Here is a 24034-nt window from a genome sequence, read left to right as displayed (position 1 = left end):
CAGTGATGTACAGATTTAGTATCAAAAAGCAAAACGAAACGATGAACGACCGAAGTCATTAAATTATTAACGGCGATGTTGAATAATACAATAAGACGGGAGATCCTTTTTTATACAAAAATGCATAATTCCCAAACCCTAAAAACAAAGGAACAATATTCCGGTAAATCAAAAAACAAGTTTTATTTTTGCAACAAATTATTCACATGCAAAATTATTTAGAATTCGATTTCAAAATTTCTCCTCTTCAGCCGTGGGGTGATATATTAATGGCAGAACTTATTGAAATAGGTTTCGATAGCTTTACGGAAGAGCTGGAGGGCATTTTAGGATATATTCAGAAAGATTTGTTTAATGAAGAAGCATTACAATCACTTCCGCTTTTCCGGAATCAGGAAGTGAAAATAGAATATACGTTTAAGGAAATGCCTAATATCAACTGGAATGAGGAATGGGAAAAAAATTTCGAACCGATCAATATTGATGACAAAGTATTAATCCGCGCAGAATTTCATGATTCTGTGCCGGGAATGCATGAGATCGTCATTCAGCCTAAAATGTCTTTTGGAACGGGACATCACCCGACGACACACCTGATGATTCAGCAGATGATGGATATTGATTTTAACGGGAAGAAAGTTCTGGATATGGGATGCGGAACTTCCGTACTGGCGATTTATGCAAAACAGCAGGGAGCCGGCAATACAAAAGCCATCGATATTGATGAATGGTCGGTAGAAAACTCAAAGGAAAATGCTGAAAGAAACAGCGTTGAACTGGATATAGAGCAGGGAACCGCCGAGAATTTAGGAAAAGAAAAATACGATATTATTCTGGCCAACATCAACAGAAATATTCTGATGTCCGATATTCCTACCTATGTTTCTGTTTTGAATGAAGGGGGTAAATTGTTGCTTTCAGGTTTATGTTTCTTTGATGTAGACGATATCCTGGAAGTCTGCAAAGAAAACAGACTTGAACTCAAAAAGAAACTTCAGCGGGAAGAATGGGTAAGCTTATTACTTGAAAGATAAAAACACTGCAAAATATTAATATGAAATCTTTGGTAACGGCTTTGCTTTTATTTGTCATTCAGGTTTTCTCCGCACAGGAAGAAGATATGGTGTATGGCAACGGAATTTTTAATTTCGAAGAAAATAAGCCCCAGAAAATTTTTACACAACACACCAGGGTACGGCTTTCACCAAAAGTTGACGCTCCGATCCTGGACTCGCTGCCGACCAATCAGCAGGTTCTGATTATTAAACAGGATACCGCGATTTTAAAACTTGGCGAAAGAGGGGCAAACTGGTACAGCGTATCATACCGGAAAGATGATAAAACTTCCGAGGGTTATATTTGGGGTGGAAATCTCTGTGTCGGGTACAGAAATAAAAATGGCTATGACTTCCTGTTTGGTCTTACAAAGACGATCAATAAAAAAGACAAGCAGTATCCGGAAAGCATCATCCGGCAAAATATGGCAGCCATTAAAGTCATTGAAGGAAATACACTCGTTGATGAGGTTGCTTTTGAGACAGGATCCGGCGAAAGCTTAAGTTACGCAACGTTCGCCATTGAAAGCAATCATCAACTACAGAATGTCGAATTCACTTTAAAGGCCGGGGTTTCAGGGGAAGCCTGCGGAATTCCGGGTTATGACCAGTATGTCCTATTCAAGGACAGGAAGTTAATTGCCCTGCCACAGCTGATGGATGTCGGCGATGCTGATGTATACTATCATTCTGAAGAATTTATTTTCCCTAATGATAAAGGCGGGATTCCGAATGCCTTTATTTTAAAAATGGAGGAAATGGAAAGAGACGATCATGATCGGGAAAAGAAGAAAAAAGGTTCAAAAACCTATCTATGGAACGGAAATACCTATCAATTGAAGTAGGTTTTTAAAAATAGTCGTAGAAGAGGCGGCCTCAAAAGTGAGGCCGCCTCTTTTATGATTACTGATGTACATACCACTGCATCAAAACAAAACCGACCTCACATGAGGCCGGTTTCTATTGAAAGTATAGTAAAAAATGAAAAACTAAGGAATAAGGACAGGTTCCTGAACGTCAAATTCTTCTGACGCTGAAAACTGATGGCCATACATATCTGTGGCTCTCACCTCAACTTTGTGTTTTCCCAGAGAGAGTTTTTTGGAGAAATCTCCGGTCCAGATATGTTTTGACATTTCCGGATTTGAAGGTCTTCTTCCCGGAAATAGATTTTGTGTAGAATCCCATTTAAATACAGACATGGCAAAGGCCGGATCTACTGTTTCGTCATACTGCATTTCTTCCCACTTTGCCCCGTCTATTCTGTATTCCACCTTATCTTTCTTACTACCCATGAAAAAGTTAGCCATAATTTTGGCAGACGTTTTTCCGGGATGCGGAACAGCTTTCGGAACATATAAGCTGATCTGGTAATCTTCCGGTTTGCCGGCAGTTTTATATTTAATTTTATATTGATTATCCCTAAAACTGATGAACGAATACCCTTTCGCGGTACCGTCTCTCATGGTAGAAGTAGGCAATCCCGCTTCATCAGATGTTCCGGACCACCAGTCACCACAGGTCGTTCCGACATTATATTCATGCAGGTCTTTTGACCCGTTCCAACCTGCCGTTTTTCCGTAGAAAAGCTGTTGCTGAATGTGCGTATGTGCTGATAACATCAGGGCATTCTGAAAAGGAGCCAGGTAATCAAATAATTTCTGACGGTCTGAGTTTCTGAAATTATCTTCATTGGTATGCTCCAGCGGAATGTGGAAAGACACAACAATCAGTTTGTTTTTATCCACCCATTTCAGATCATTCTCGACAAATTTTAGCTGATCTTCACGGAAGCCGCCCCAATATCCTTTGCCATCTCTGGGATCCGGATAAAGGATATCATCCAATACAATGAAATGAACGTTTCCATAATTAAAGGAGTAGTTGGCAGGCCCGAAATTGGATTCGAAAGTTTCGTCTGAAAGCATATCTTCTTTTGCATCATAATTCATGTCGTGGTTACCCATGACATTATACCAGGGCAGTCCGATCTCCTTCATCACATCAGCATAAGGCTTCTGCAGGCTTAAATTGTCCCCGACCAGATCTCCCAGGCTGATTCCCAAAACCGCATTTTTTTTGGTATTTTTCACCTCACTGACAATGGCTCTTTTAAAATAATCCAATTGTTTTTCGGTGTAAGGCTGGGGATCTCCGAACACCAGAATATCAAAATTCCTGGCTTCGTTCTGTTTGTTTAAAGCAAAATTAATCTCTTTCGGAAGTGCTCCGGTAGGTGCCGTTCCTTTATATTTAAAATCAGCCGGTGAGCCCTTTGGTTTGTACTGATAATAATACTGCGGAAGGTTATTCTGGTTTACCGGCGTCATGTAGCCTGAAGGTTTAATGACAAAAACCGTCTGTCCTTCCTGAACCGGCAGGCTGTACCTTCCGTTCTTGTCGGTAAGGATCACCTGTACTCCATTGGAAACAGCCACTCCTTCGATTCCTTTTTCCCTGCTCTCTTTTTTCTGATTTTTGTTGATATCCTCAAACACATATCCTGAAACGGAAGCCTGAGAAAATGCCATTGCTGAAACCAGCAGACACGGTACTACAAATTTTATATTCATTTTATTTCTATTTTAATTTATTATTGATTCCACCAGGTCTTGATGTTGATATCATCTCCTCCCATCTGCTGAACTGCTGCCTGGTAATTCGTTGTATTTAAAACTTTAGGATTAGGGGGATACATGAGTCTCTGGGGCATATTTCCGTTGTTCAACAGCCCTCCGTTATTAGGAAGCACGGGAAAACCTGTCCTTCTTTTTTCAAACCACTGCTGCTGATCCACAAAGAACAGGGCTACATACTTCTGCAGCATAATTCTTTCCAAGGTTCCGTTGTAGGCAACATTGGCATTAGTAAAATAATTCGCAGGCATTACAGCACCCCATTGCTCTATGGTAGCTTTTACACCATTTTCATAAAAAGCCTGCGCACTTCCCGGGATAATTCCTTTAAGAGCCAGCTCGGACAATGTAAACTGCAGCTCAGCATAAGGGTAAATTAAAATGTTCAGAGGGGCTTTTGCCAGATTCTGATTCATATTGGAAGGCTGATAATCAAAAGTGGTCCCGTAAGCATAGCCTGAAGGAACGCCTTTATAACCAATGTTGGCATTACCGGGAATACTTTTTGCCTGACCGAAAAACAGGGCCATTCTCGGATCATTATTGGCTTTCAGGGTTTCAACAAAAAATGCTGAAGCCGCTCTTCCGGTTGTGAAATCCTGTGGTCTTGCGATCGGTGGGAGAAGCGGTGCCACGCCGGTTACGTTTAGTTTTGCCGTATCGTTATTATTCTGAAAAACAGGATATAGAGTTGGATTATTGATAATCTCCTGAATTCTTTCATGAACATTGACTTCCCCGTTTTTCTTTAAAATTCTTGTCAGAAGTCTTAACGACAGAGAATTACAGAATTTTTTCCAATTGGTAATTCCATTAACATCACTTTCTGCTTTATAAAACAGATCCGGCCCGGTAAGAAGTTTTGTTGTGACGAAGAGTGAGTTGGCTGTTTTCAGATCATCAAGCAGCTGAAGATAAATATTCTTCTGCCTGTCAAATTTCGGCTGGGAAATTCCTTCATCCAATCTTGACGCTTCATTAAATGGTACATCACCGTACGTATCGGTAAGATTCGAATACATCAAAGCATTTAAAACTAACGCAATAGCCTGATAATTCGCATCATTATCCCGTATCGCAGCTCTCTTCATGTCCTGGATCTGCATGATCCATTTATAGCTGTTATTCCAGAAACCGGCACCTGTGTTTTCGGTTAGATAATACCGGCTCAATGAATTTCCTTCATTTGGAAAATCCAGGGAAACCTGCATAATATCGAATGTGAAATCATTGGCTCTCATATAATTGATGGCAGAAATATTATACTGAGCCGGTACTAATAATTTTGAAGCCACAGGTTCACTGATTCTGCTTTCGTCAACATTCACCTCATCCAGGCTTCTGTCGCAAGAAACTGAAACTAATCCAATTCCTGCGATTAATACGATATTTAAAAGTAATTTTTTCATGATTTTACATTTTAGAATTTTACATTAAGCTGAATACCTACCGTTCGTGCTGTCGGCAGCTGTCCCATTTCCACTCCCGGTGTAATCTGGTTATCATTCAGGGTGGCTGCTTCGGGATCGAATAACGGGAATTTCGTCCACATCCAGAGGTTTCTTCCGAATAAAGCCAGTGTCAGGTCTGTCACTTTAAGCTGTTCGGTAACACTTCTCGGGAAAGAATATGAAATCCGGGCATCTCTTAATTTAATGAAAGAGGTATCGAATGTATTGGTCTCTACATTGGCTCTTCTGTAATAATCGGAATAATAAGCGGATGCGAGTACTCCTTTGGTATTGGGAGAAAAAGAACCGTCGGGATTCTGAACGACTCCTTCGCCGATGATCAGGCCGCCCGGGTTGTCTCTTCCGATTAAAGTATGCCCCAGTTTCCCCTGCTCCGTCATTTTATGATGAGACTGCGAATACGCCATTCCTTTATACTGGCCGTCGAATGAGAAACTCACTGTAATGTTTTTATACCTGAACTCATTCTGAAGACCTGCTCTCCATTCCGGATAGGCATTTCCTATTTTTTTCATCTGGGTAGGCTTTGCCGTAAGCCCGTCTGTCGCATTAAAGATCACCTGTCCGTCAGGAGAATACATCAGTCCGTATCCGTACATATCGCCCAGTGAGCCTCCTACGAATGCATTATAATACACTACTCCTCCCACGCTGGCCATTGTGTAAGGCTCACCGTTGAACTCTTCCGGAAGCGAAAGTATTTTATTTCTGTTCAGCGACCAGTTGGCATTGACGCTCCATGAGAAATTTTTATTTTTAACAGGGTAGGTATTCAATGTCATTTCAATACCTCTGTTTCTTACCTCTCCGGCATTAATCACGCGGGTGCTGTAACCCGTTTCCCATAAGGTCGGAATTTTCACGATCTGATCTTTGGAATTGTTCTGATAGGCGGTAATGGTGTAGTTAATCCTGTTTTTAAGAATACTGAAATCCATCCCTGCTTCTATATTCGTGATCATATTGGGTCTCAGGTTCGGATTGGGATACATCGAAGGTATTTCTATAGATCCGTTGAAATCGCTGTTGTTATAGTATTTGATCAGTTGATACGGATCGGTATCGTTTCCGACTTTCGACCAGGATGCCCTCAGTTTCCAGTAATTAAACTTATCCGTTGTCAGTTTGAAAATATCTGAAAGGATAAATGATGTTGCTACCGATGGATAGAAATACGAACGGTTGGCTTTGGGAAGGGTACTGCTCCAGTCATTTCTTGCCGTAAGGTCTAAGAAAAATTTATTTTTATAGCCTAAAGTAGCTAAAGCGTAGGTACTGTTCACCTGCTTATCATTAGGTTTTGCAAATTTCATGATCGTGGAGATCCCGTTGGGCATCGTATATACTCCCGGCTTTAAAAGCCCTTCCGCCAGATAATCATTCATGGTATATTCTGTATAACGGATATTACCCCCTACTGACGCACTGAAATCAAAATCACTGAATTTATTTCTGTAAGTGAATAAAACATCGTTATTCAGATCCATTAATCTGATGTATTGCTCCCGGTACATCCCCTGAAGGTAGTTCGCAGAGCTCCAGGGTCTTTTCTGGGTACGGAGTTCATTGGTTAACTCCATTCCTGATCTTACCATGACATCCAGATTTTTGGTGATTTTATAATTAAGGTTTACATTTCCGGTGATGAAGTTCTTATCAACACCGTTCAGCATTTCGTAGGCAATCAGATAAGGATTGTCGATAAACGAACTGAACGGGTGGATCTGATCCACCTGCTCTTTTCCGGCTTTCCAGATCGGTGCGTACCAGGCTAAATCAACATTCGGATTCTGGAAGATCATGAAGTAAGAGATCGACTGGTTGCTGTAACCCGTAGCCGGTAAATTGTCACTTTTCGTTTTATTATAATTGAATTTAATTCCTACTTTCAGTTTCTCATTGATTTTATGGTCTACTGAAAAAGCAGCATTAAATCTGTCGAAGCCTGTATTCGGCATCATCCATTCGTTTTTCAGATATGTTAAAGATGATCTGAACGAGGTACTCTCATTGGAAGCCTCCAGGGCAATATTGTTGGAGAAAGTCGTTCCGGTCTCCCAGAACCCTTTGATATTGTCTTTGTAAGGACGCCACAACTGTCTTGTTGCACTCTGCCCTTCCGTTGCAGGATCATACTGGAAATAATACTGTCCTTCGAATTTCGGTCCGAAAGCGCTGCTTGTACTTCCTGTATTTACTCCATCTGCTGAAGCCTGATAAGAATAGAAATAATTTCCGGAAGTATCTTTCTGCATGGTTCCCTGACCATACTGGTACTGATAATCCGGCCATTTCAGAACGGTATCGTAACTGGAATAGGAGTTTAAGGTAACCTGTACCTTTCCTTTTTTGGTTTTTCCGGATTTTGTGGTGATCATAATCGCCCCGCCTGCTCCTCTGGAACCGTACAGTGCTGAAGCGGTAGATCCTTTTAAAACCGTAATGGATTCAATATCATCAGGATTAATGGTGTTGATCCCATTTCCGTAATCGATGGGCAAATCTGCTTTTGATCCTGCACCGTAAGCGGAAAAACCGGTTCCGGTCGTATTATTGTTCATCGGAACGCCGTCTACCACAATAAGGGCATTGTTCTGATCGGCATTCATAGAAATGTCTCCCCTCAATTTAATAACCGAACTGCCCAGAGGCCCGGCTCCCGCAGTCTGAATTTTCAGACCTGCCACCTTACCTTCCAATGCCTGCGACCAGTTATTGTTTTGGGTTTTCAGTAATTCATCGGATTTAATAGTTTCGGCAACATACCCTAAAGACCTATCCTGCCTTTTGATACCCAAAGCAGTCACGACGACCTCATCAATGGATTTTATTGTATCTCTTTTAGCTTTTTCCTGGGCTGTCAGATTAACACTGACCAATCCCATAAGTGACAAGATCAACAGTTTCTGTGTCTCTTTACGCATATCCTTTTTTGTTTGCGCAAAATTAAAACGACATTATGACTGATGGTTTAATACTATTTTAACATTTATTAAAGAAATATTAAACGCCGTATTAATTTAATTTTAACGAATATACACACTCGTTTGATTAGTAACCGTTTAAAATAATGAACACTTTTTAATATGGACAGCATATCATATTTGTGTACCTTTATTGTCTTTCGCTGAAAAGTTTTGAATGGAGTAATAATAGTTGTTTGTCGCTCACCGGTTCTCGATACAATTTTTCTACGCTTTGCTCCGAAAAATCACTCGAACTGACGGAGTGGGTTTTGCAATTTCACTTTCGTCATTTCGAGTAGGTTTGAAAAACCGTATCGAGAAGTTGTGAGTGGAGTAATACTAGCTGTTTGTCGCTCACCGGTTCTCGATACCATTTTTCTTCGTTTTGCTGCGAAAAATCACTCGAACCGACGGAGTGAATTTATAGGGTATTATTTTACATTCGTCACTTCGGGTAGGTTTGAAAAACCGTATCGAGAAGTTTTGAGTGGAGTAATACTAGCTGTTTGTCGCTCACCGGTTCTCGATACCATTTTTCTTCGTTTTGCTGCGAAAAATCGAACTGACGGGAAGTTTCTTTGCTCAAAATAAGTCGGTATGTGATAATTGGGAACCTATTCATCTTCTCCCTGCATAAAACCGATATTGCTCCGGTTAACTCAAATAAAAACCTGCCTCCAATGAGACAGGTTAAATAATATATAAAGACCTAAATAATCATACAATTATCTGTTTTTCAGCTGATCCGGAATATTGGTGGTCACAAAACCGATTTTCTGTTTCTTCAGCTCATCAAATACTTCAGGGTCATTCACCGTCCAGGCATTGGTTATGAGACCCAGCGCATTTCCTTCTGCAATCCAGGTTGGATTTTTCTGATAAATACTGTAGTGATAGTCTAACCCGTCCAGACCTTCGTTTTTGATCTGCTCCGGCGACAATTCTCCTTTTAGGTACTGCACTTTGAATTTCGGCTCTGTTTTTTTGATTTCTTTGCAGATATTCAGACTGAAAGAAATAAACTGACTTTTAGAATCAAGCTTCATATCCTTCACCATTTTAATGGTTTTTGCGACCAGTTCATCTTCTTTTTCTTTTGTCTTTGCCGGTTTGATCTCAATAATCAATGCCAGATCAGCATCATTTTTGCCCTGCTTCAGGTAATCTTTCAGGGTAGGAAATTTTTCTCCGTTGGATAATTTCAGCTTTTCGAGTTCTTTAAAATCGGTTTCTGAAATTTCCATTTTCCCGTGATGCTCATCGTGGTTAATTACTAAGACGTCGTCTTTTGTCATTCTTACATCAAATTCCGCCCCATAAATCTTTAATTTCTGGGCATTTTCTAATGATTTAATTGAATTTTCCGTTGTCGGAGGCTGCGACTGGAAGTATCCCCTGTGCGCAACAATCTGGGTTTGTGCCTTCATTGCAACTGTACTTAAAACTGCTAACCCTAAGATAAAATTTTTCATAATATAATTAGATAATTAATATAAAAGCCGTGAAACTTTTAGATAAAGATAATATTTAATTGTTAAAAACTGTACTTCGCCCCGATCTGAATCTGATACGGATTTCCTCCCAATGGCTGTAAACCACTGTTATTGAGATTGTATTTAAATTCTTTGGCTACCGGATCAAATCCTGTAATCCTGTACAGTGACGCATTGTTATACGATTTATTAACGCCCCATTCCTTATTCAGTAAGTTGGCGACGTTGAAAATATCAACAGACAATTCAAAAGCCCCGATCTTTTCAAACTTGATTTTTTTGGCTACACGGACATCCCAGACGCCATAAAATGCGTTTTTACCGCCATTACGCTCTGCCACTCTGTTATTATTTTCGGTAATATAATCTTTCAGGGCCTGCCCTGCTTCCGGATTATCAAGTAAGGTCTGGGTAAGATTCGGGAAGATGTAGGCCAGGTCATTAGAATCAACAAAATCGCCGTTTACATTTCCTCCTGCAGTTAATGAGAAGCGCGTGCCTCCGATTCCCGAATATCTTATTCCTACCGTAAATCCTGCAATGGTAGGCGAATTTCCGTAAAGCACTACTTTATTTCTGAACTGGTTGTCTGAGTAGGACATCCTCAGGTCTCTCGGGTCACTCTGCACCAAAGTCGATAATGTTGCCGAGTTGGCTACGTTTCCGTTGTAAGAAGTATTATCCCTGATATCGGACCAGGTATAACTTGCCGTAATTTCACCGTCTTTCCAATAACGGTAACTGGTATCTACCACGAAGGAGAACTGATTTACTTTGCCATCACTCACCAGCTCAAGAACCCTACCGAAATTCGGATTGATTCTTCCTGCTTTCCAGTCCAGCGTTCCGTTGGCATTTATAGCAGTCACCGGAACAAAAACACCTCTTCCTCCTTCATTGGCAAGGGTAAAGAAAGGATCTGCTTTCATATTTCTGTCGTAATAGAAATAATTGTTTCTTCCTAATGCCATATAACCTGCAATTCCTGCCCTGAATCTCTCGTTGAAGAAATGGGTATAGGAAATATTGGCTTTGTAGACAATCGGGATTTTCGCATCTTTTCCGGTATAGTTAATGGTCGGAAGCTGATATTGGGGAAGCGTCGGCACTGTTCCGTAATCATCTCTGTAGCTGTTGAAGTCCGGCGTAAGACCGATCTGGGTAGGATTGACATCCACTGTCGCCAAGTGGTTTCCGTCAAAGACCAGGTTATTGATCACCATATAATTATTGATATCGGAAGAGAAGATTCCGGCTCCGAATTTCAGGAAATCTTTGTTGCCTTCATTCATATTCCATTCGAACTGGAATCTTGGCTGAATCACAAATGATTTGATCTGATTATCCGTCCGGATTCCCATTTCATCATATAATTTCTGATTAAACTGCGCTTTCGGATATCCTCCGTAGTCCAGTCGCAGCCCCGCCATTAAATCCAGTCCTCTGGCGATTTTTGTCTGAAACTGTCCATAGAAACCGACATTCCAGATATTGGATTTTACAGAAGGATCATCCATAAGAGGAACTTCTCGGTAAAACCTGTAGGGCGTCAGATTTTCGAAATTGAAAAAAGGGCTGGGATTGGTTGCATTTTCCCTGAAATGGAACCTTCCGTTTACCTCACTTCCATATACCGATCTGGCTTTGGTATACATGATATCTGCTCCGAAAGTATATTTTACCTTATCTGTATTATAATATAAATTATCTACCAGCTGTAATACATTATTTCTGAAACTTTCCTGCGCGAAACGGTGTCCCCCGATCTGAATATTCGTTGCTCCGACACTCGAAATCACATTTTCCACGATCGCTCTCGGCACGGGATGCCCCAGTTCGCTGTTCTGATAACTGTCCTGAAAGGTATACAGATACTGGGCTTTTAGTTCATTGGTGATATTCGGTTTTATATTCGATCTCAGGGTCAGCAACAGGCTGTTATCCATGTTTTTGTCGGTTCCATACGATTCGAAGAAATTGATGGAAGTATTGTCTCCCAGTCCGTTTTTATTCAGGTCGTAGGTAAAGTTGTTCCTTAAAGTCAGTAAATGTTTGTCGTTAATCTGCCAGTCTAAACGTAAAAAGGCTGCATCAGAATTTCTCACTTTGTCAAATGCACCGAACTGCGGGGTATTTCCGACTCCATATTTTGCTCTTGCAATATTCAGGAACTGGTTTAGCGTTTCAGTAGTGGTATTGAGTCTCAGCTCATCTTCTTTTGACTTGATATCCGCAATCAGCAATGGTCTTGAATCCAGCTGATGATCCCAGGCAACAAAAAAGTGTAATTTATTTTTGATGACCGGCCCGCCTAATGAAAATCCGAACTGCGAAGTTGAGAAATCATTGGTTCTTTTATTTCCACGGATATCGTAGGGACTCGAAAGCCAGTTGGTTCTCAAATATTCCCAGGCACTTCCGGAGAATTTGTTGGTTCCCGATTTGGTTACGGCGCTTATGGTTCCTCCCCCGCTTCTTCCCAGCGTCACGTCATACTGATTGGTGGTAATTTTAAATTCGCGCACCGCTTCAATCGAGATGGAATACGGCGCACCGCTCCGGCTTGTTGTAGATCCTGCTGAAGTAGGATTTTTCGCTGTCATCCCATCAATGGTAAAGTTGGTGGAAGAACCCAGCTGTCCCGACAGGTTTCCCCCTTTACCGCTTAAAGGTGAAAGTTCTGTAAGGTTGGTGAAATTTCTTCCGTTGACCGGCAGAATTCCGATATTTTTTGCAGTAATAGCAGTTGCGGCACCGAGGTTTCCGATTTTATTTTTCAGATTTCCGGTGACCACGACTTCTTCAATGGCTTTTTCTTTGCCGTCCCCCAAATTCATGTTTACGGTAACCTGATCTCCGAAGTTAACGTTATAGCCTTCTTTTCGTTCGTCATTCGCGATCACGGTATAGGGACCGCCCAAAGGGATTTCTTTAAAAATATATTCTCCTTTGGAGTTGGTCTCGGTTTCGGTTTTAAAACCTGTCGATTCATTGATAATCGTTACTTTAACCTTTTCCCGGGCTGCATTCCCAGCGCTTGTCACTCTTCCTGTGATCGAAGCCTGCGTCGTCTGTGCATACGCCAGGGTTCCAAAACTCAGAAATAACAATCCCAGTACAATCTTTACTTTTCTCATATCTTCAAATTAGCTGAGCGCAAAGGTATCGCTACTTCCTACCGTTCCCGTTTACGTGAATTTTAACATTTTTTAAATTAAATTATAACATTATGTTAAATAAATTTAAACACGTGATTTATCCTATGGATAATCAGTTTATTGGAATATGTTACGTGTTTTTAATATTCTCAAAATATTTAATTCCCATATTTTTTAAATGACATTAGTTTGGTTATTTTTGCTCAAAAGATAGAAATACAATGTCCGACAATATTCAACAAAAAATAGAAGACCTCCGCAAAGAGCTTCATCAGCATAATGAAAACTATTACCTTCTGGATACGCCTACCATTTCAGATTATGATTTTGATATGCTGCTGGAGGAACTCCGCGAACTGGAAGCCAAACATCCTGAATTCTTTGATGAGAACTCGCCGAGTGTACGGGTAGGCGGAGGAATAACGAAGGTTTTCCCGACGATCCGGCACGATTTCAGAATGTATTCTCTGGACAACTCTTATGATTTTGATGATCTTGAAGACTGGGAAAAAAGAATCATTAAAACCATCGATGATCCTGTGGAGTTTGTCGCTGAATTAAAATATGACGGGGCTTCTATCTCTATTTTATATGAAAACGGAAAACTGGTACAGGCCGTTACCCGTGGAGATGGATTTCAGGGTGATGAAATTACATCCAACGTACGGACAATTTCAGATATTCCACTGAAACTGAAAGGTGATTTTCCGCAACATTTCTTTATGCGCGGTGAGATCTATTTAACCAGAAAAAATTTCGACAAAATCAATAAACAACGGGAGGAAGAAGGCTTAGACCCATTTATGAATCCAAGAAATACCGCAAGCGGAAGTTTAAAAATGCAGGACAGTGCTGAGGTAAGGAAAAGAGCACTGTCATCGGTATTATATCAGTATATTTCGGAAGAGGTACCCGCAGAAACCCATTGGGAATTATTGGAAAAAGCTCACGGCTGGGGCTTTAAAATTTCCCAGCAGGCTAAATTATGCAGAACACTGAACGAGGTTAAAGAATTTATTAATTTCTGGGATGTCGAAAGGCATAACCTGCCTTTTGAGATTGACGGTATCGTACTGAAAGTAAACTCATTGAAACAGCAGAGACAATTGGGCTATACTGCGAAATCCCCGCGCTGGGCCATGGCTTATAAATTTAAAGCGGAAAAGGTGGAAACGGAGCTGCAAAGTGTTTCATATCAGGTCGGAAGAACCGGAGCCATCACTCCTGTTGCCAACCTGAAACCTATCTTACTGGCCGGAACCATAGTAAAAAGAGCCTCCCTGCACAATGAGGATATCATTAAAAAACTGGATCTTCATGAAAATGATTTCGTGTATGTGGAAAAAGGCGGTGAAATTATCCCCAAAATTGTTGGCGTCAATACCGAAAAAAGAACAGACGAAAGCAAAGAAATCGAATATATCAAAAACTGTCCTGAATGTGGTACGGAACTGATAAAAATTGTAGATCAGGCGATCCACTTCTGTCCGAATGATCTTCACTGCCCGCCACAGGTGGTGGGAAGAATGATTCATTATGTGTCCAGAAAGGCATTAAATATTGAAAATTTAGGAAGCGAAACCATCGAACAGCTGTACAGAGAACGACTGATTGAAAACCCTGCCGATTTTTATGCCCTAACGAAAGAGCAGCTTCTTCCCCTGGAAAGAATGGCTGAAAAATCGGCACAAAACATCATTTCAGGGATCGAAAAATCAAAAGAGATCCCTTTTGAAAAAGTATTATACGGAATCGGAATAAAACACGTCGGGGAAACGGTGGCTAAGAAATTGGTAAAAAACTTTTCGACCATCGATGAGCTTAAAATGGCCACCGTGGAAGAACTTTGCCAGGTGGAAGATATCGGAACAAAAATCGCTGTGAGTATCGTTGAGTTTTTCGCCAATTCCGAGAATATTCTCATGCTTGAACGATTAAAATCCTATGGGGTACAGCTTGAAAAAGGCGAAAGCACCAATGAAGTTTTATCTCATGTTTTAGAGGGAAAAACATTCCTTTTCACCGGAAAACTTTCTTTATTCACTAGGGAAGCAGCAGAAGATATGGTAGAAAAGCATGGCGGAAAAAACATCTCTGCCGTTTCTAAAAACCTTAACTTCCTGGTCGTGGGAGAAAAGGCAGGAAGCAAACTGAAAAAAGCCCAGGGTATCGGGACCATCGAAATCCTCGATGAACAGCAGTTTCTGGATCTGATAGAAAAACAATAAAATTTCTGAAAATATTTAACACATTAAGCCATTGGAATTGCATTTCAATGGCTTATTTTTGCTCATTGATAAAAAAACAATAACTCAACTAATAATACATGAAAAAAATCTACTTCGTCATCTTCCTGGTGATCTTTGCTGTGTATCAGGCGCAGATTGTGAATATTCCTGATCCTACCTTTAAGGCGAAACTTTTATCTGCCAACACCACTACCAATAACCAGATCGCTTCAAACAGCGCCGGGCAGTACATCAAAATTGACGCCAACAGCAATGGAGAAATAGAAGTGTCGGAAGCGGCCAATGTTAAATTCCTTACCATTTCAGGATCTTCTACAATGATCAATGATCTTACAGGAATTCAGAGTTTTTCCAATCTCAGCAGCCTTACCTTATTCGGTATCGGAGCGAACACTGTCAATGTAAGCGGAATGAGCGCTCTGAATTATCTGACGATTCAGGCCATGAATAATTTAACAACACTGGATATTACCAATTGTTCGATTCTTGAGAATTTAAGCATCTCCAGTGGTTCAGCGCTTACTTCTTTAAATCTGGCTTCCCCTTCACTGAAAAATATAACTTTATTCGGTGGAAACCTCAATCAGCTGGATGTTACGAATTGTCCTGCCCTGGTAGGCCTTTCTATACAGGCCACAAAGATTACCAATCTTAATTTATCAAACCTAGCAAATCTTAAGAATGTAAATCTTTTGAGCAATAGTCAGCTGCAGAATATCAATTTTCAGGGTTCTACTAAGCTTTATTCGATTTCGGTATCCAGTTGTGGTATTTCAAGTATAAATGTAGCGAACCTTCCTGAACTCTGGAAACTTGAATGTTCCAATAATCCTGGCTTAAGTGCGGTAAGTGCCACTAATTGCGCGGCTCTCCAGAGACTGGTCCTGAATTACAACAATATTCTTACGGGCTTAACTGCCAATAATCTTCCAAGCCTGGTAATTTTAGATCTGTTTAAGAATAATTTCAGTACAATAAATACTTCGTCTTTAGGTTCATTACAGCTACTGAGATGTGACGAGAACAAGCTTCAGACGTTAGATCTGAGCCAAAATACGGCCCTTACCCAACTGCAGTGCACCAAAAACCTGCTTCAGTCGCTGGACGTCAGTCATAATCCCCTACTCTGGAATTTAGACTGTGGTTACAACCCTAATTTACAAAATATTAACATAAAAAGCGGCACTCCAAATCCTCCGGGAAATATCAGCATCAACAATCTTCCTCAATTGAAGTTTATCTGTTGTGATGATGACAAAGTAAGTTATATATCAAGCATGGCCAATACCTATGGTTATAATAACCTGGTGATTAATTCTTACTGTTCTTTTGTACCGGGCGGAACTTTCTATACGATCCAGGGAAACACAAAATATGACAGCAATAACAATGGCTGTGATGTTAATGACATGAATAAAGCTTTTCAGAAGTTCAGTATTGATAACGGGACAGTGTCTGCGGGTTTAATTGCCAATAGTTCAGGAAATCATTCTATTGCTGTGGGAGCAGGTTCTCATACCGTAACCCCGATCCTTGAGAATCCTGCTTATTTTACGGTTTCACCAGTGAGCGTGACCGCAGATTTTCCGGCACAAAGCAGTCCGCTGTCACAGAATTTCTGTATCTCAGCCAACGGGAACCATAATGATCTGGAAGTTATGATCATTCCGGTGACTGCTGCAGCCCCAGGTTTTGATGCAGAATATAAAATCATTTACAAAAATAAAGGAACGGGTCTGCAATCTGGAAGTATTGTTTTGAATTTTAACGACGACCTGATGAATTTCCTGACCGCTACCGTAGCTCCTAATACACAATCTACCGGAATTTTAACCTGGAATTTTGTCAATCTGCTTCCTTTTGAACAAAAAGAGATCATCACAACGTTCAAATTAAATACGCCTACTGCTACGCCGCCTTTAAACGGTAACGATGTTCTTCATTATACGGCACAGGTAAACGGGGCAACGGATGAAACTCCTTCGGATGATATTTTTACTTTGAACCAGACTGTAGTCAATTCCTTCGACCCGAATGACAAAACCTGTCTGGAAGGAACCTTCATTACCCAGACAAAGGTGGGAGATTATGTTCATTATTTAATCCGATTTGAAAATACAGGAACTGCCAACGCCAGAAATATCGTTGTGAAAGATGTGATTGACACGTCAAAATTTGATATCTCGAGTTTGGTTGCATTACACGGAAGTCACAATTTTGTCACAAGAATTACAAATCCGAATACGGTAGAATTTATCTTTGAAAACATTCAGCTTCCATTTAATGATGCAGATAATGACGGCTATGTTTCATTTAAGATGAAGACAAAATCTACTTTAGCTGTCGGCGACAGCTTCAGCAATACAGCCAACATTTATTTCGATTACAATGCTCCGATTATCACCAATACCTATACGACAAATGTTCAGAATGTATTGGCAACAGCTGAAATAAACAGCAAAGCCAATGCAGTTTCTGTTTATCCGAACCCGGTACAGGATATTTTATTCATCAAATCAAAAGACCCGGTAATCAAAGCTGAAATTTACGATGCAGCAGGAAGAATTTTAAAATCTGTAAGCGTAAAAGATCACTCGGTAAATGTTTCTGAACTTGCTAAAGGAAATTATATAATCAGATTATCCACGAAAGATCAGACAATCATTGAAAAGTTTATAAAAAAATAAATTTGAATAATATTACCAAAATTAAGACTGTCTGCAAAGGCAGTCTTTTTATTTCAGATTGTATAACAATCGACAGGCATTATTCGTAAAATATGAGTACAGACGGGCATTATTTGAAGATGAGATTAACATTATTCCACTATGATGAATATTTAGTAAATTATGTATTGAAGTATACATTTATTAATTTATTTTTGCTCATTGAAATAATTCAACTAATAACTACATGAAAAAAATCTACTTCATCGTCTCTTTGATGATCTTTGCGGTGTTTCAGTCGCAAATCATCAATATTCCTGATGCCAACTTCAAAGCCAAGCTTCTCGCTGCGGACACCACAAACGGTATTGCTTCTACCAGTTCGGGTAATTTTAATATCAAGATTGACACCAATAATAATGGCGAAATTGAAGTATCGGAAGCTTTACAGGTCGGGATACTGAGGCTTTACGGAGGCGGGATCGCTGACCTTACCGGAATCGCGGGCTTTACAAATTTAGGAGCACTGGAGATTTCGGGGAACAGTCTCACCTCACTTAATCTAAGTTCTAATACAAAACTGGGACAATTGATGCTTGACGGAACGACTCAGCTGAGTGCTCTTAATATTACCAACTGTAACCAGTTAAACAGAGTTCATTTTACGAATACAGCCATCACCACACTTGACTTACAGAACAGACCGAACTTAAAGACACTGTATCTTTTTAACAGCCCTCTGACCAGTGTCAATATTTCCGGATCCACCCAAATTGAAGAACTGGATATTGAGAATACTCAGCTTACAACGTTCGATGCTTCCAATCTTCAGAATATTTTTGTTTTTTATCTTAAAAACAATCCTCTGCTTTCGTCTATTAATTTTACCAATGCGAATATGCAGATCATTGACGTCACCAAAAATAACCTGTCTACACTGAATATTCAGAATCAGACCAATCTGCGGGTTCTGTATTGCGGTGAAAATCATTTGACAAGCCTGAGTGCCCCGGGATGTCCGGATATGAGAATGATCTATTGTAACAATAATCTTCTGACCCATCTTAATCTTTCTATATATCCTCAGTTAATACTACTGGATTGTCATAATAATTCGATTCAGTCGCTGGATTTGTCTCAAAACCCGGAGTTTTACAGCATCAACTGCGCTACAAATGGAATGAGTTTCCTGAATCTGAAGAACGGTAAACTAAGTACCTCTACCAATGTAGCGTATAATCCCAACCTGGTAATCTGCTGTGATGACAGTGAACTGGCGACTTTCCAGAATATGATTACCAATGCTCCGTTTTTTTATTCTACTTATCAGGCTACGACCTACTGTTCATTTACTCCAGGCGGAACGTTCTACACTGTTCTTGGAAATACTAAGTATGACAGTAACAATAATGGCTGTGATACGAATGATCTTAATAAGGCATTTCAAAAATTCAGTATTACCAGCGGAAACAATTCCGGCAGTGTGATTGCCAACAGTTCCGGAAATTATTCGATTCCGTTACAGGCAGGAACACATACGATAAAACCTGTCATCGAGAATCCTGCTTATTTTACGGTTTCACCAGCCCAGGTGATTGCCAATTTCCCAACGCAGGCGAGCCCGCTGAATCAGAATTTCTGCCTTACGGCCAACGGATTACATAACGATCTTGAAGCTGTTATCATTCCGGTAACAGTGGCAAGTCCGGGATTTGACGCGAAATACAAGATTGTATACAGAAACAAAGGAACAAATGCCCAGTCGGGAACAATTGCATTTAATTATAATGATGATGTCATGAACTATATGACATCCACTTTATCTCCGGGCTCTCAGTCAACCGGAGTACTGAACTGGAGTTTTGCCAATCTTCTCCCTCTGGAATCCAAAGAAATCATGGTGACGTTCAAACTCAATACTCCCACTGCCACGCCTTCCCTAAATGGTGGAGATCTTCTTCAGTACACTGCCCAGATCACGGGTGCTGCCGATGAAACCCCTGCCGATAATATTTTCACACTGAACCAGACCGTGGTTAATTCTTTTGATCCGAATGATAAAACCTGTCTTGAAGGAGCTTCAATCTCACAGGCTAAAGTCGGTGATTATGTTCATTACCTGATCAGGTTTGAAAATACGGGAACAGCAAATGCGCAGAATATTGTGGTAAAAGACGAAATTGATGCTGCAAAATTTGATGTATCAACCCTGGTTCCTCTTACTGCCAGTCATCAATTTAACACGAAAATTTCAGGAAATACAGCAGAGTTTATTTTTGAAAACATACAGCTTCCTTTTAATGATGCAGATAATGACGGTTATATTTCGTTTAAAATCAAAACAAAATCTACGCTGAATACCGGCGACAGTTTCAGCAATACCGCTAAAATTTATTTTGATTACAATTTCCCGATCATTACCAATACGTATACGACTACGATCCAAAATGTACTGGCAACAGCAGAAGCAACAATACAAAACAATATAATTTCTGTTTATCCTAATCCTGTACAGGATGTTTTATTCATCAAATCGAAAGATCCTGTGATAAAAGCTGAAATCTATGATGCAGCGGGAAGGGTTTTAAAATCTGTAAGTGTACAAGATTACTCGGTGAATGTTTCTGAACTTCCCAAAGGAAATTATATGATCAGATTATCGACAAAAGATAAGACAATCACAGAAAAGTTTATTAAAAAATAAATTTGAAATAGTATTACCCAATAAAGACTGTCTTTTTAGGCAGTCTTTTTATTTTTAAGATAACCTGAATCATAAATTATAAAAAGTTTTTATCGTAATTTTAATCGGTAAGTTTAAAGTACAAAACATGGAATTTTTACAGGATCATTCAATTCAAAATAAGTTACTGCTGATATTTATTTCGGTTATTCTGGGTTTATTTATTGGTACAGAAAGAGAATACCGCAATAAATCTGCGGGACTGCGAACTTTTATTCTGATATGTTTCGGATCCTGCCTGTTCACCATACTTTCTATTAAAATCGGAGCCAATGATCACGATCGTATTGCTGCCAATATTATTACAGGAATAGGGTTTCTGGGGGCGGGCGTAATCTTTAAAGGAGATAATAAGATTGACGGGATCACCACTGCAACGACCATTTGGGCCACCGCATCCATCGGAATGGCAGTCGGTTCAGGCTACGTGTATTTATCCTTACTGGGAACCGTTCTGGTGCTTCTGGTATTAAATTCACTCACCTTTTTTGAGAGGTTTATTGATAAGGTGCACAAAATAAGAGAGTATAAAATAGCCGTTACGGATTATCATGATATTTCGCACTGCGAAGCGCTCTTTAAGAATCATCAACTGAAATTTTCGTTGTCAAAACAACAGTATACTCAGGGAAATCTTTCCACAACGTGGATCGTTACCGGCAAAAATACACGTCACGAAGCATTAATGAAAAATCTCATGACGGATGATAAAATAATAGCCTACCAGTTTTAAAATCAGAGTTTTTGAAAAACTTCTGGGATCAGCCTTATTCTTTTTGAAAACATACAGATCTTTAGTTGTAGCATCGGTAGGCTGACCGACGCTATTCCTGCAGTTACTGATAAAAACTTAAGACAGTCACATCTTTTTAATAGATTCTACGATGAATACAAGTAAAGCAATGGCTAAGAACATGGCTAAAACAGAATAAGGATTTGCAAAATTAACCGTCCAACCTAAGAATTTATTTCTTTTCGGCGGAAAAAGTCTCCTGTCATCTTTATTGTAATAAAAAACGCCCCATTTCCAGTGGCTTTCATCATCTTTTTCCATACTATTTTTTAATTAATTAATTAAATATACAGTTTTTTCTATTTAAAAATCAAAACATTACAGGTGGTATAATTTACATACAGATCGAAATTTAATATGATATTACAGAAGATGGATAATCAGAAGGATATATAAAAAACCTTAATTATACAACCATTGAGTACCACTGCCCAATTGTAAGAGACTGTTCAAAATTTAAATCATAAAAATCTATGTACCTTTTTATTTTTGTCATACTAAAATATCCGTTATAGAAAATCTATTGAAAAATTTTCAACAGGTTCTTTATTATCAGTTAAAAACTCATCAGTCAGAATTCCTATTTTCTTTGTAAATTAGGGCAAAATTTTGATTATGACAAAAAAGATACTATTATCTGTATTTCTTTTGCCGGCTGCTATGGCTTTTGCACAGCAGTATGGAGGAATGTGGATTCCAACAGAGCTTAATGAGAAGGAAATGAAAGATTTGGGAATGAAAATCTCTGCTAAAGACATCTTCAATCCTCAAAAAGCAAGTATAAAAGATGCTGTCGTTCAGTTCAACGGCGGGTGTACTGCCGAAATCATTTCCCCGAAAGGTTTATTACTGACCAATCACCACTGTGGTTACGGACAGATTCAGGCCCACTCTACGGTTCAAAACGATTTATTATCCAATGGATTCTGGGCTAAAAATATGAGTGGAGAACTTGCGAATCCCGGAGTGACCGTAGATTTCATTGTAGACATCAAAGAAGTATCGACCCGGATTTTAGAAGGCACCGATAACCTTACAGAACCTGAACTTTCAAAAAAAATCGCCAATAATATTGAGATTTATAAAAATTCTCAAAAAACGGAACCGTTTCAGTCTGTTTCTGTAAAACCTATGTATTACGGAAATAAATACTATGCTTATACCATCGAGACTTTCAAAGATATCCGTCTTGTGGGAGCACCGCCTCAGAGTATAGGCAAATTCGGTTCTGATACGGATAACTGGGTTTGGCCGAGACATACGGGAGATTTTTCGATGTTCAGAATTTATGCTGATAAAGACAACAGGCCTGCAGAATACTCCAAAGACAACGTCCCGTATGTTCCGAAGCATTATCTTCCGGTTTCCATAAAGGATAAAAATGAAAATGATTTCACTTTTGTCTTTGGTTTCCCGGGAAAAACAACAGAATATCTTCCGGCTGTTGCTGTGGAAAAGATCATGAAGGAGATCGATCCGGCAAGAATCGCTGTGAGAGATGTAGCTTTAAAAACGCTTGACGAAAAAATGCGTGCCGACGATGCCACGCGGATTAAATATGCTTCAAAATATGCCTCGGTAGCCAATTACTGGAAAAAATGGATCGGTGAAGTGGAAGGTCTGAAAAAATCCAATGCCGTTGAGAAAAAAGTAATGTATGAAGGTTCTCTGGTTGCTAAAAATCATGAGATTAAATCTACTTTGGATCAGCTTAACAAATTATACAATGACCAGGCTCCTTATGCTCTAAATAATGCCTATTACACTGAGGTGATCAGAAATGCGGAAACCTTAAAACTGGCAGGAGATTATTATACATACATTGCCTCTGTGGAAGCAGGAAGAATGAATGACAATGAGCTGGCCAAATTAAAAAGCAGGCTTTCTTCATTCTACAAAGATTACAGCGGAGAACTGGATGCAAAAGTAACGGCCAAGTTATTAGCATTGTATGCCAACAAAACGGCTCCGCAGTTTTTGCCGGCCGGATTTGAAAAGTATAAAAATGAAGCCCAGAATATTCAGGCGATTGAAGAGATGTCTAAAAACTCCATTATCTCAGGTAGAGCTGAGGTCAATGGAACGGCTTTAAACAGAGATATTGAAAAAGCATTCTCCAATCAGGACAAACTGATCAAAACACTGAAGAAGGATCCTGTTTATCAGCTTTACGTGGTCATGAGAGAAACCTATATGACGAAGGCCGATCCTCAGTTTACGGCTATGCAGACCAAAATCGATGCGTTGCAGAAAACATTTATGGCCCAGCAGATGTCGACGGATAAAGACCGTAAATTCTTCCCTGATGCCAATTCAACTTTAAGGGTTACGTATGGAAAAGTAAAAGGATCCTCGCCTAGAGATGCCGTTTCCTACAGCTATCAGACCCACCTGGCAGGAGTTATGGAAAAATATATTCCCGGAGATTATGAATTTGACGTTCCTAAAAAGCTGATCGACCTTTACAGCAAAAAGGATTTCGGAAACTATAAAGACAAAACAGGCGATGTTCCTGTAGGATTTACGGCTACCAATCATACGACAGGAGGAAATTCCGGAAGTCCGGCCCTGGATGCTTACGGGAACCTGGTAGGACTGAATTTCGACAGACAGTGGGAAGGAACCATGAGTGACATCAATTATGATCCGCGTTTCAGCCGTAACATTATGGTTGACACCAAATATATCCTTTTCATCATTGATAAATTTGCCGATTCCAAATGGCTGATCGATGAAATGAAAGTAATTAAGTAAACGGTTACGTTTTAAAATATCTGAATCTATTTAAATTGACCTTAATTTA

The 24034-nt window shown here is 39.8% G+C and carries 13 protein-coding genes; 7 read left to right on the top strand and 6 right to left on the bottom strand.

All coding sequences use genetic code 11. From position 1 onward, the window contains the following. Window positions 1–206 precede the first annotated feature (206 nt). Window positions 207–1034 (top strand): 50S ribosomal protein L11 methyltransferase, encoded by an 828-nt coding sequence (gene prmA / locus ODZ84_RS19845; RefSeq protein ID WP_266174140.1) that lies wholly within the window; start codon window positions 207–209, stop codon window positions 1032–1034. 20 nt (window positions 1035–1054) lie between these two features. Beyond that, complete coding sequence (locus ODZ84_RS19840; RefSeq protein ID WP_266174139.1) at window positions 1055–1900, top strand: SH3 domain-containing protein; 846 nt, start codon at window positions 1055–1057, stop codon at window positions 1898–1900. Between the two features lie 144 nt (window positions 1901–2044). On the opposite strand, the gene ODZ84_RS19835 is transcribed toward ODZ84_RS19840, so the two are convergent. The 5 genes from ODZ84_RS19835 to ODZ84_RS19815 form a co-directional block, all read right to left on the bottom strand. Beyond that, window positions 2045–3628 (bottom strand): calcineurin-like phosphoesterase family protein, encoded by a 1584-nt coding sequence (locus ODZ84_RS19835; RefSeq protein ID WP_266174138.1) that lies wholly within the window; start codon window positions 3626–3628, stop codon window positions 2045–2047. A gap of 20 nt (window positions 3629–3648) precedes the next feature. Beyond that, window positions 3649–5100, bottom strand: coding sequence for a SusD/RagB family nutrient-binding outer membrane lipoprotein (locus tag ODZ84_RS19830; protein WP_266174137.1), 1452 nt, complete (start codon window positions 5098–5100; stop codon window positions 3649–3651). A gap of 11 nt (window positions 5101–5111) precedes the next feature. Next, the gene (locus ODZ84_RS19825) at window positions 5112–8087 is read right to left on the bottom strand and encodes a SusC/RagA family TonB-linked outer membrane protein (protein WP_266174135.1); all 2976 of its coding nucleotides are present in this window, start codon (window positions 8085–8087) and stop codon (window positions 5112–5114) included. A gap of 767 nt (window positions 8088–8854) precedes the next feature. Next, a complete protein-coding gene (locus ODZ84_RS19820) occupies window positions 8855–9601 on the bottom strand; it encodes a glycerophosphodiester phosphodiesterase family protein (protein ID WP_266174134.1) in 747 nt (248 codons plus the stop codon). Window positions 9602–9663: 62 nt separating this feature from the next. Next, window positions 9664–12759 carry a TonB-dependent receptor gene (locus ODZ84_RS19815; protein ID WP_266174133.1) on the bottom strand — a complete coding sequence of 1032 codons (3096 nt, stop codon included), beginning with the start codon at window positions 12757–12759 and terminating at the stop codon, window positions 9664–9666. 242 nt (window positions 12760–13001) lie between these two features. Here ODZ84_RS19815 and ligA point away from each other — a divergent pair, with 242 nt between their 5' ends. From ligA to ODZ84_RS19795, 4 genes are all read left to right on the top strand, one after another. After that, window positions 13002–15008: an NAD-dependent DNA ligase LigA gene (gene ligA, locus ODZ84_RS19810; protein ID WP_266174132.1), complete on the top strand. Its 2007-nt coding sequence runs from the start codon at window positions 13002–13004 to the stop codon at window positions 15006–15008. Window positions 15009–15106: 98 nt separating this feature from the next. Further along, window positions 15107–17716, top strand: coding sequence for a DUF7619 domain-containing protein (locus tag ODZ84_RS19805; protein WP_266174131.1), 2610 nt, complete (start codon window positions 15107–15109; stop codon window positions 17714–17716). 226 nt (window positions 17717–17942) lie between these two features. Further along, complete coding sequence (locus tag ODZ84_RS19800) at window positions 17943–20399, top strand: DUF7619 domain-containing protein (RefSeq protein WP_266174130.1); 2457 nt, start codon at window positions 17943–17945, stop codon at window positions 20397–20399. Between the two features lie 127 nt (window positions 20400–20526). After that, window positions 20527–21171 (top strand): MgtC/SapB family protein, encoded by a 645-nt coding sequence (locus tag ODZ84_RS19795; protein ID WP_266174129.1) that lies wholly within the window; start codon window positions 20527–20529, stop codon window positions 21169–21171. Window positions 21172–21297: 126 nt separating this feature from the next. Here the strand turns inward: ODZ84_RS19795 and ODZ84_RS19790 are convergent, their stop codons facing one another. Then, complete coding sequence (locus ODZ84_RS19790) at window positions 21298–21492, bottom strand: DUF5808 domain-containing protein (protein WP_266174128.1); 195 nt, start codon at window positions 21490–21492, stop codon at window positions 21298–21300. 354 nt (window positions 21493–21846) lie between these two features. On the opposite strand from ODZ84_RS19790, the gene ODZ84_RS19785 reads away from it, so the two are divergent. After that, entirely contained in the window at window positions 21847–23985 is a 2139-nt protein-coding gene (locus tag ODZ84_RS19785; protein ID WP_266174127.1) for a S46 family peptidase, read from the top strand. Window positions 23986–24034: the final 49 nt, after the last annotated feature.

This window comes from Chryseobacterium fluminis (assembly GCF_026314945.1).
GTDB classification, from domain to species: Bacteria; Bacteroidota; Bacteroidia; order Flavobacteriales; family Weeksellaceae; genus Chryseobacterium; species Chryseobacterium fluminis.
This window is presented reverse-complemented; position numbering and strand designations above follow the sequence as displayed.

Excerpts from the sequence above, each read along its gene's own strand:
- ODZ84_RS19795 (WP_266174129.1), top strand. The coding sequence starts at position 20,527 with ATGGAATTTTTACAGGATCATTCAATTCAAAATAAGTTACTGCTGATA.
- ODZ84_RS19785 (WP_266174127.1), top strand. The coding sequence starts at position 21,847 with ATGACAAAAAAGATACTATTATCTGTATTTCTTTTGCCGGCTGCTATG.
- ODZ84_RS19815 (WP_266174133.1), bottom strand. The coding sequence starts at position 12,759 with ATGAGAAAAGTAAAGATTGTACTGGGATTGTTATTTCTGAGTTTTGGA.
- ODZ84_RS19825 (WP_266174135.1), bottom strand. The coding sequence starts at position 8,087 with ATGCGTAAAGAGACACAGAAACTGTTGATCTTGTCACTTATGGGATTG.
- ODZ84_RS19830 (WP_266174137.1), bottom strand. The coding sequence starts at position 5,100 with ATGAAAAAATTACTTTTAAATATCGTATTAATCGCAGGAATTGGATTA.
- ODZ84_RS19840 (WP_266174139.1), top strand. The coding sequence starts at position 1,055 with ATGAAATCTTTGGTAACGGCTTTGCTTTTATTTGTCATTCAGGTTTTC.
- ODZ84_RS19805 (WP_266174131.1), top strand. The coding sequence starts at position 15,107 with ATGAAAAAAATCTACTTCGTCATCTTCCTGGTGATCTTTGCTGTGTAT.
- ODZ84_RS19820 (WP_266174134.1), bottom strand. The coding sequence starts at position 9,601 with ATGAAAAATTTTATCTTAGGGTTAGCAGTTTTAAGTACAGTTGCAATG.
- prmA (WP_266174140.1), top strand. The coding sequence starts at position 207 with ATGCAAAATTATTTAGAATTCGATTTCAAAATTTCTCCTCTTCAGCCG.
- ODZ84_RS19835 (WP_266174138.1), bottom strand. The coding sequence starts at position 3,628 with ATGAATATAAAATTTGTAGTACCGTGTCTGCTGGTTTCAGCAATGGCA.
- ODZ84_RS19800 (WP_266174130.1), top strand. The coding sequence starts at position 17,943 with ATGAAAAAAATCTACTTCATCGTCTCTTTGATGATCTTTGCGGTGTTT.
- ligA (WP_266174132.1), top strand. The coding sequence starts at position 13,002 with ATGTCCGACAATATTCAACAAAAAATAGAAGACCTCCGCAAAGAGCTT.
- ODZ84_RS19790 (WP_266174128.1), bottom strand. The coding sequence starts at position 21,492 with ATGGAAAAAGATGATGAAAGCCACTGGAAATGGGGCGTTTTTTATTAC.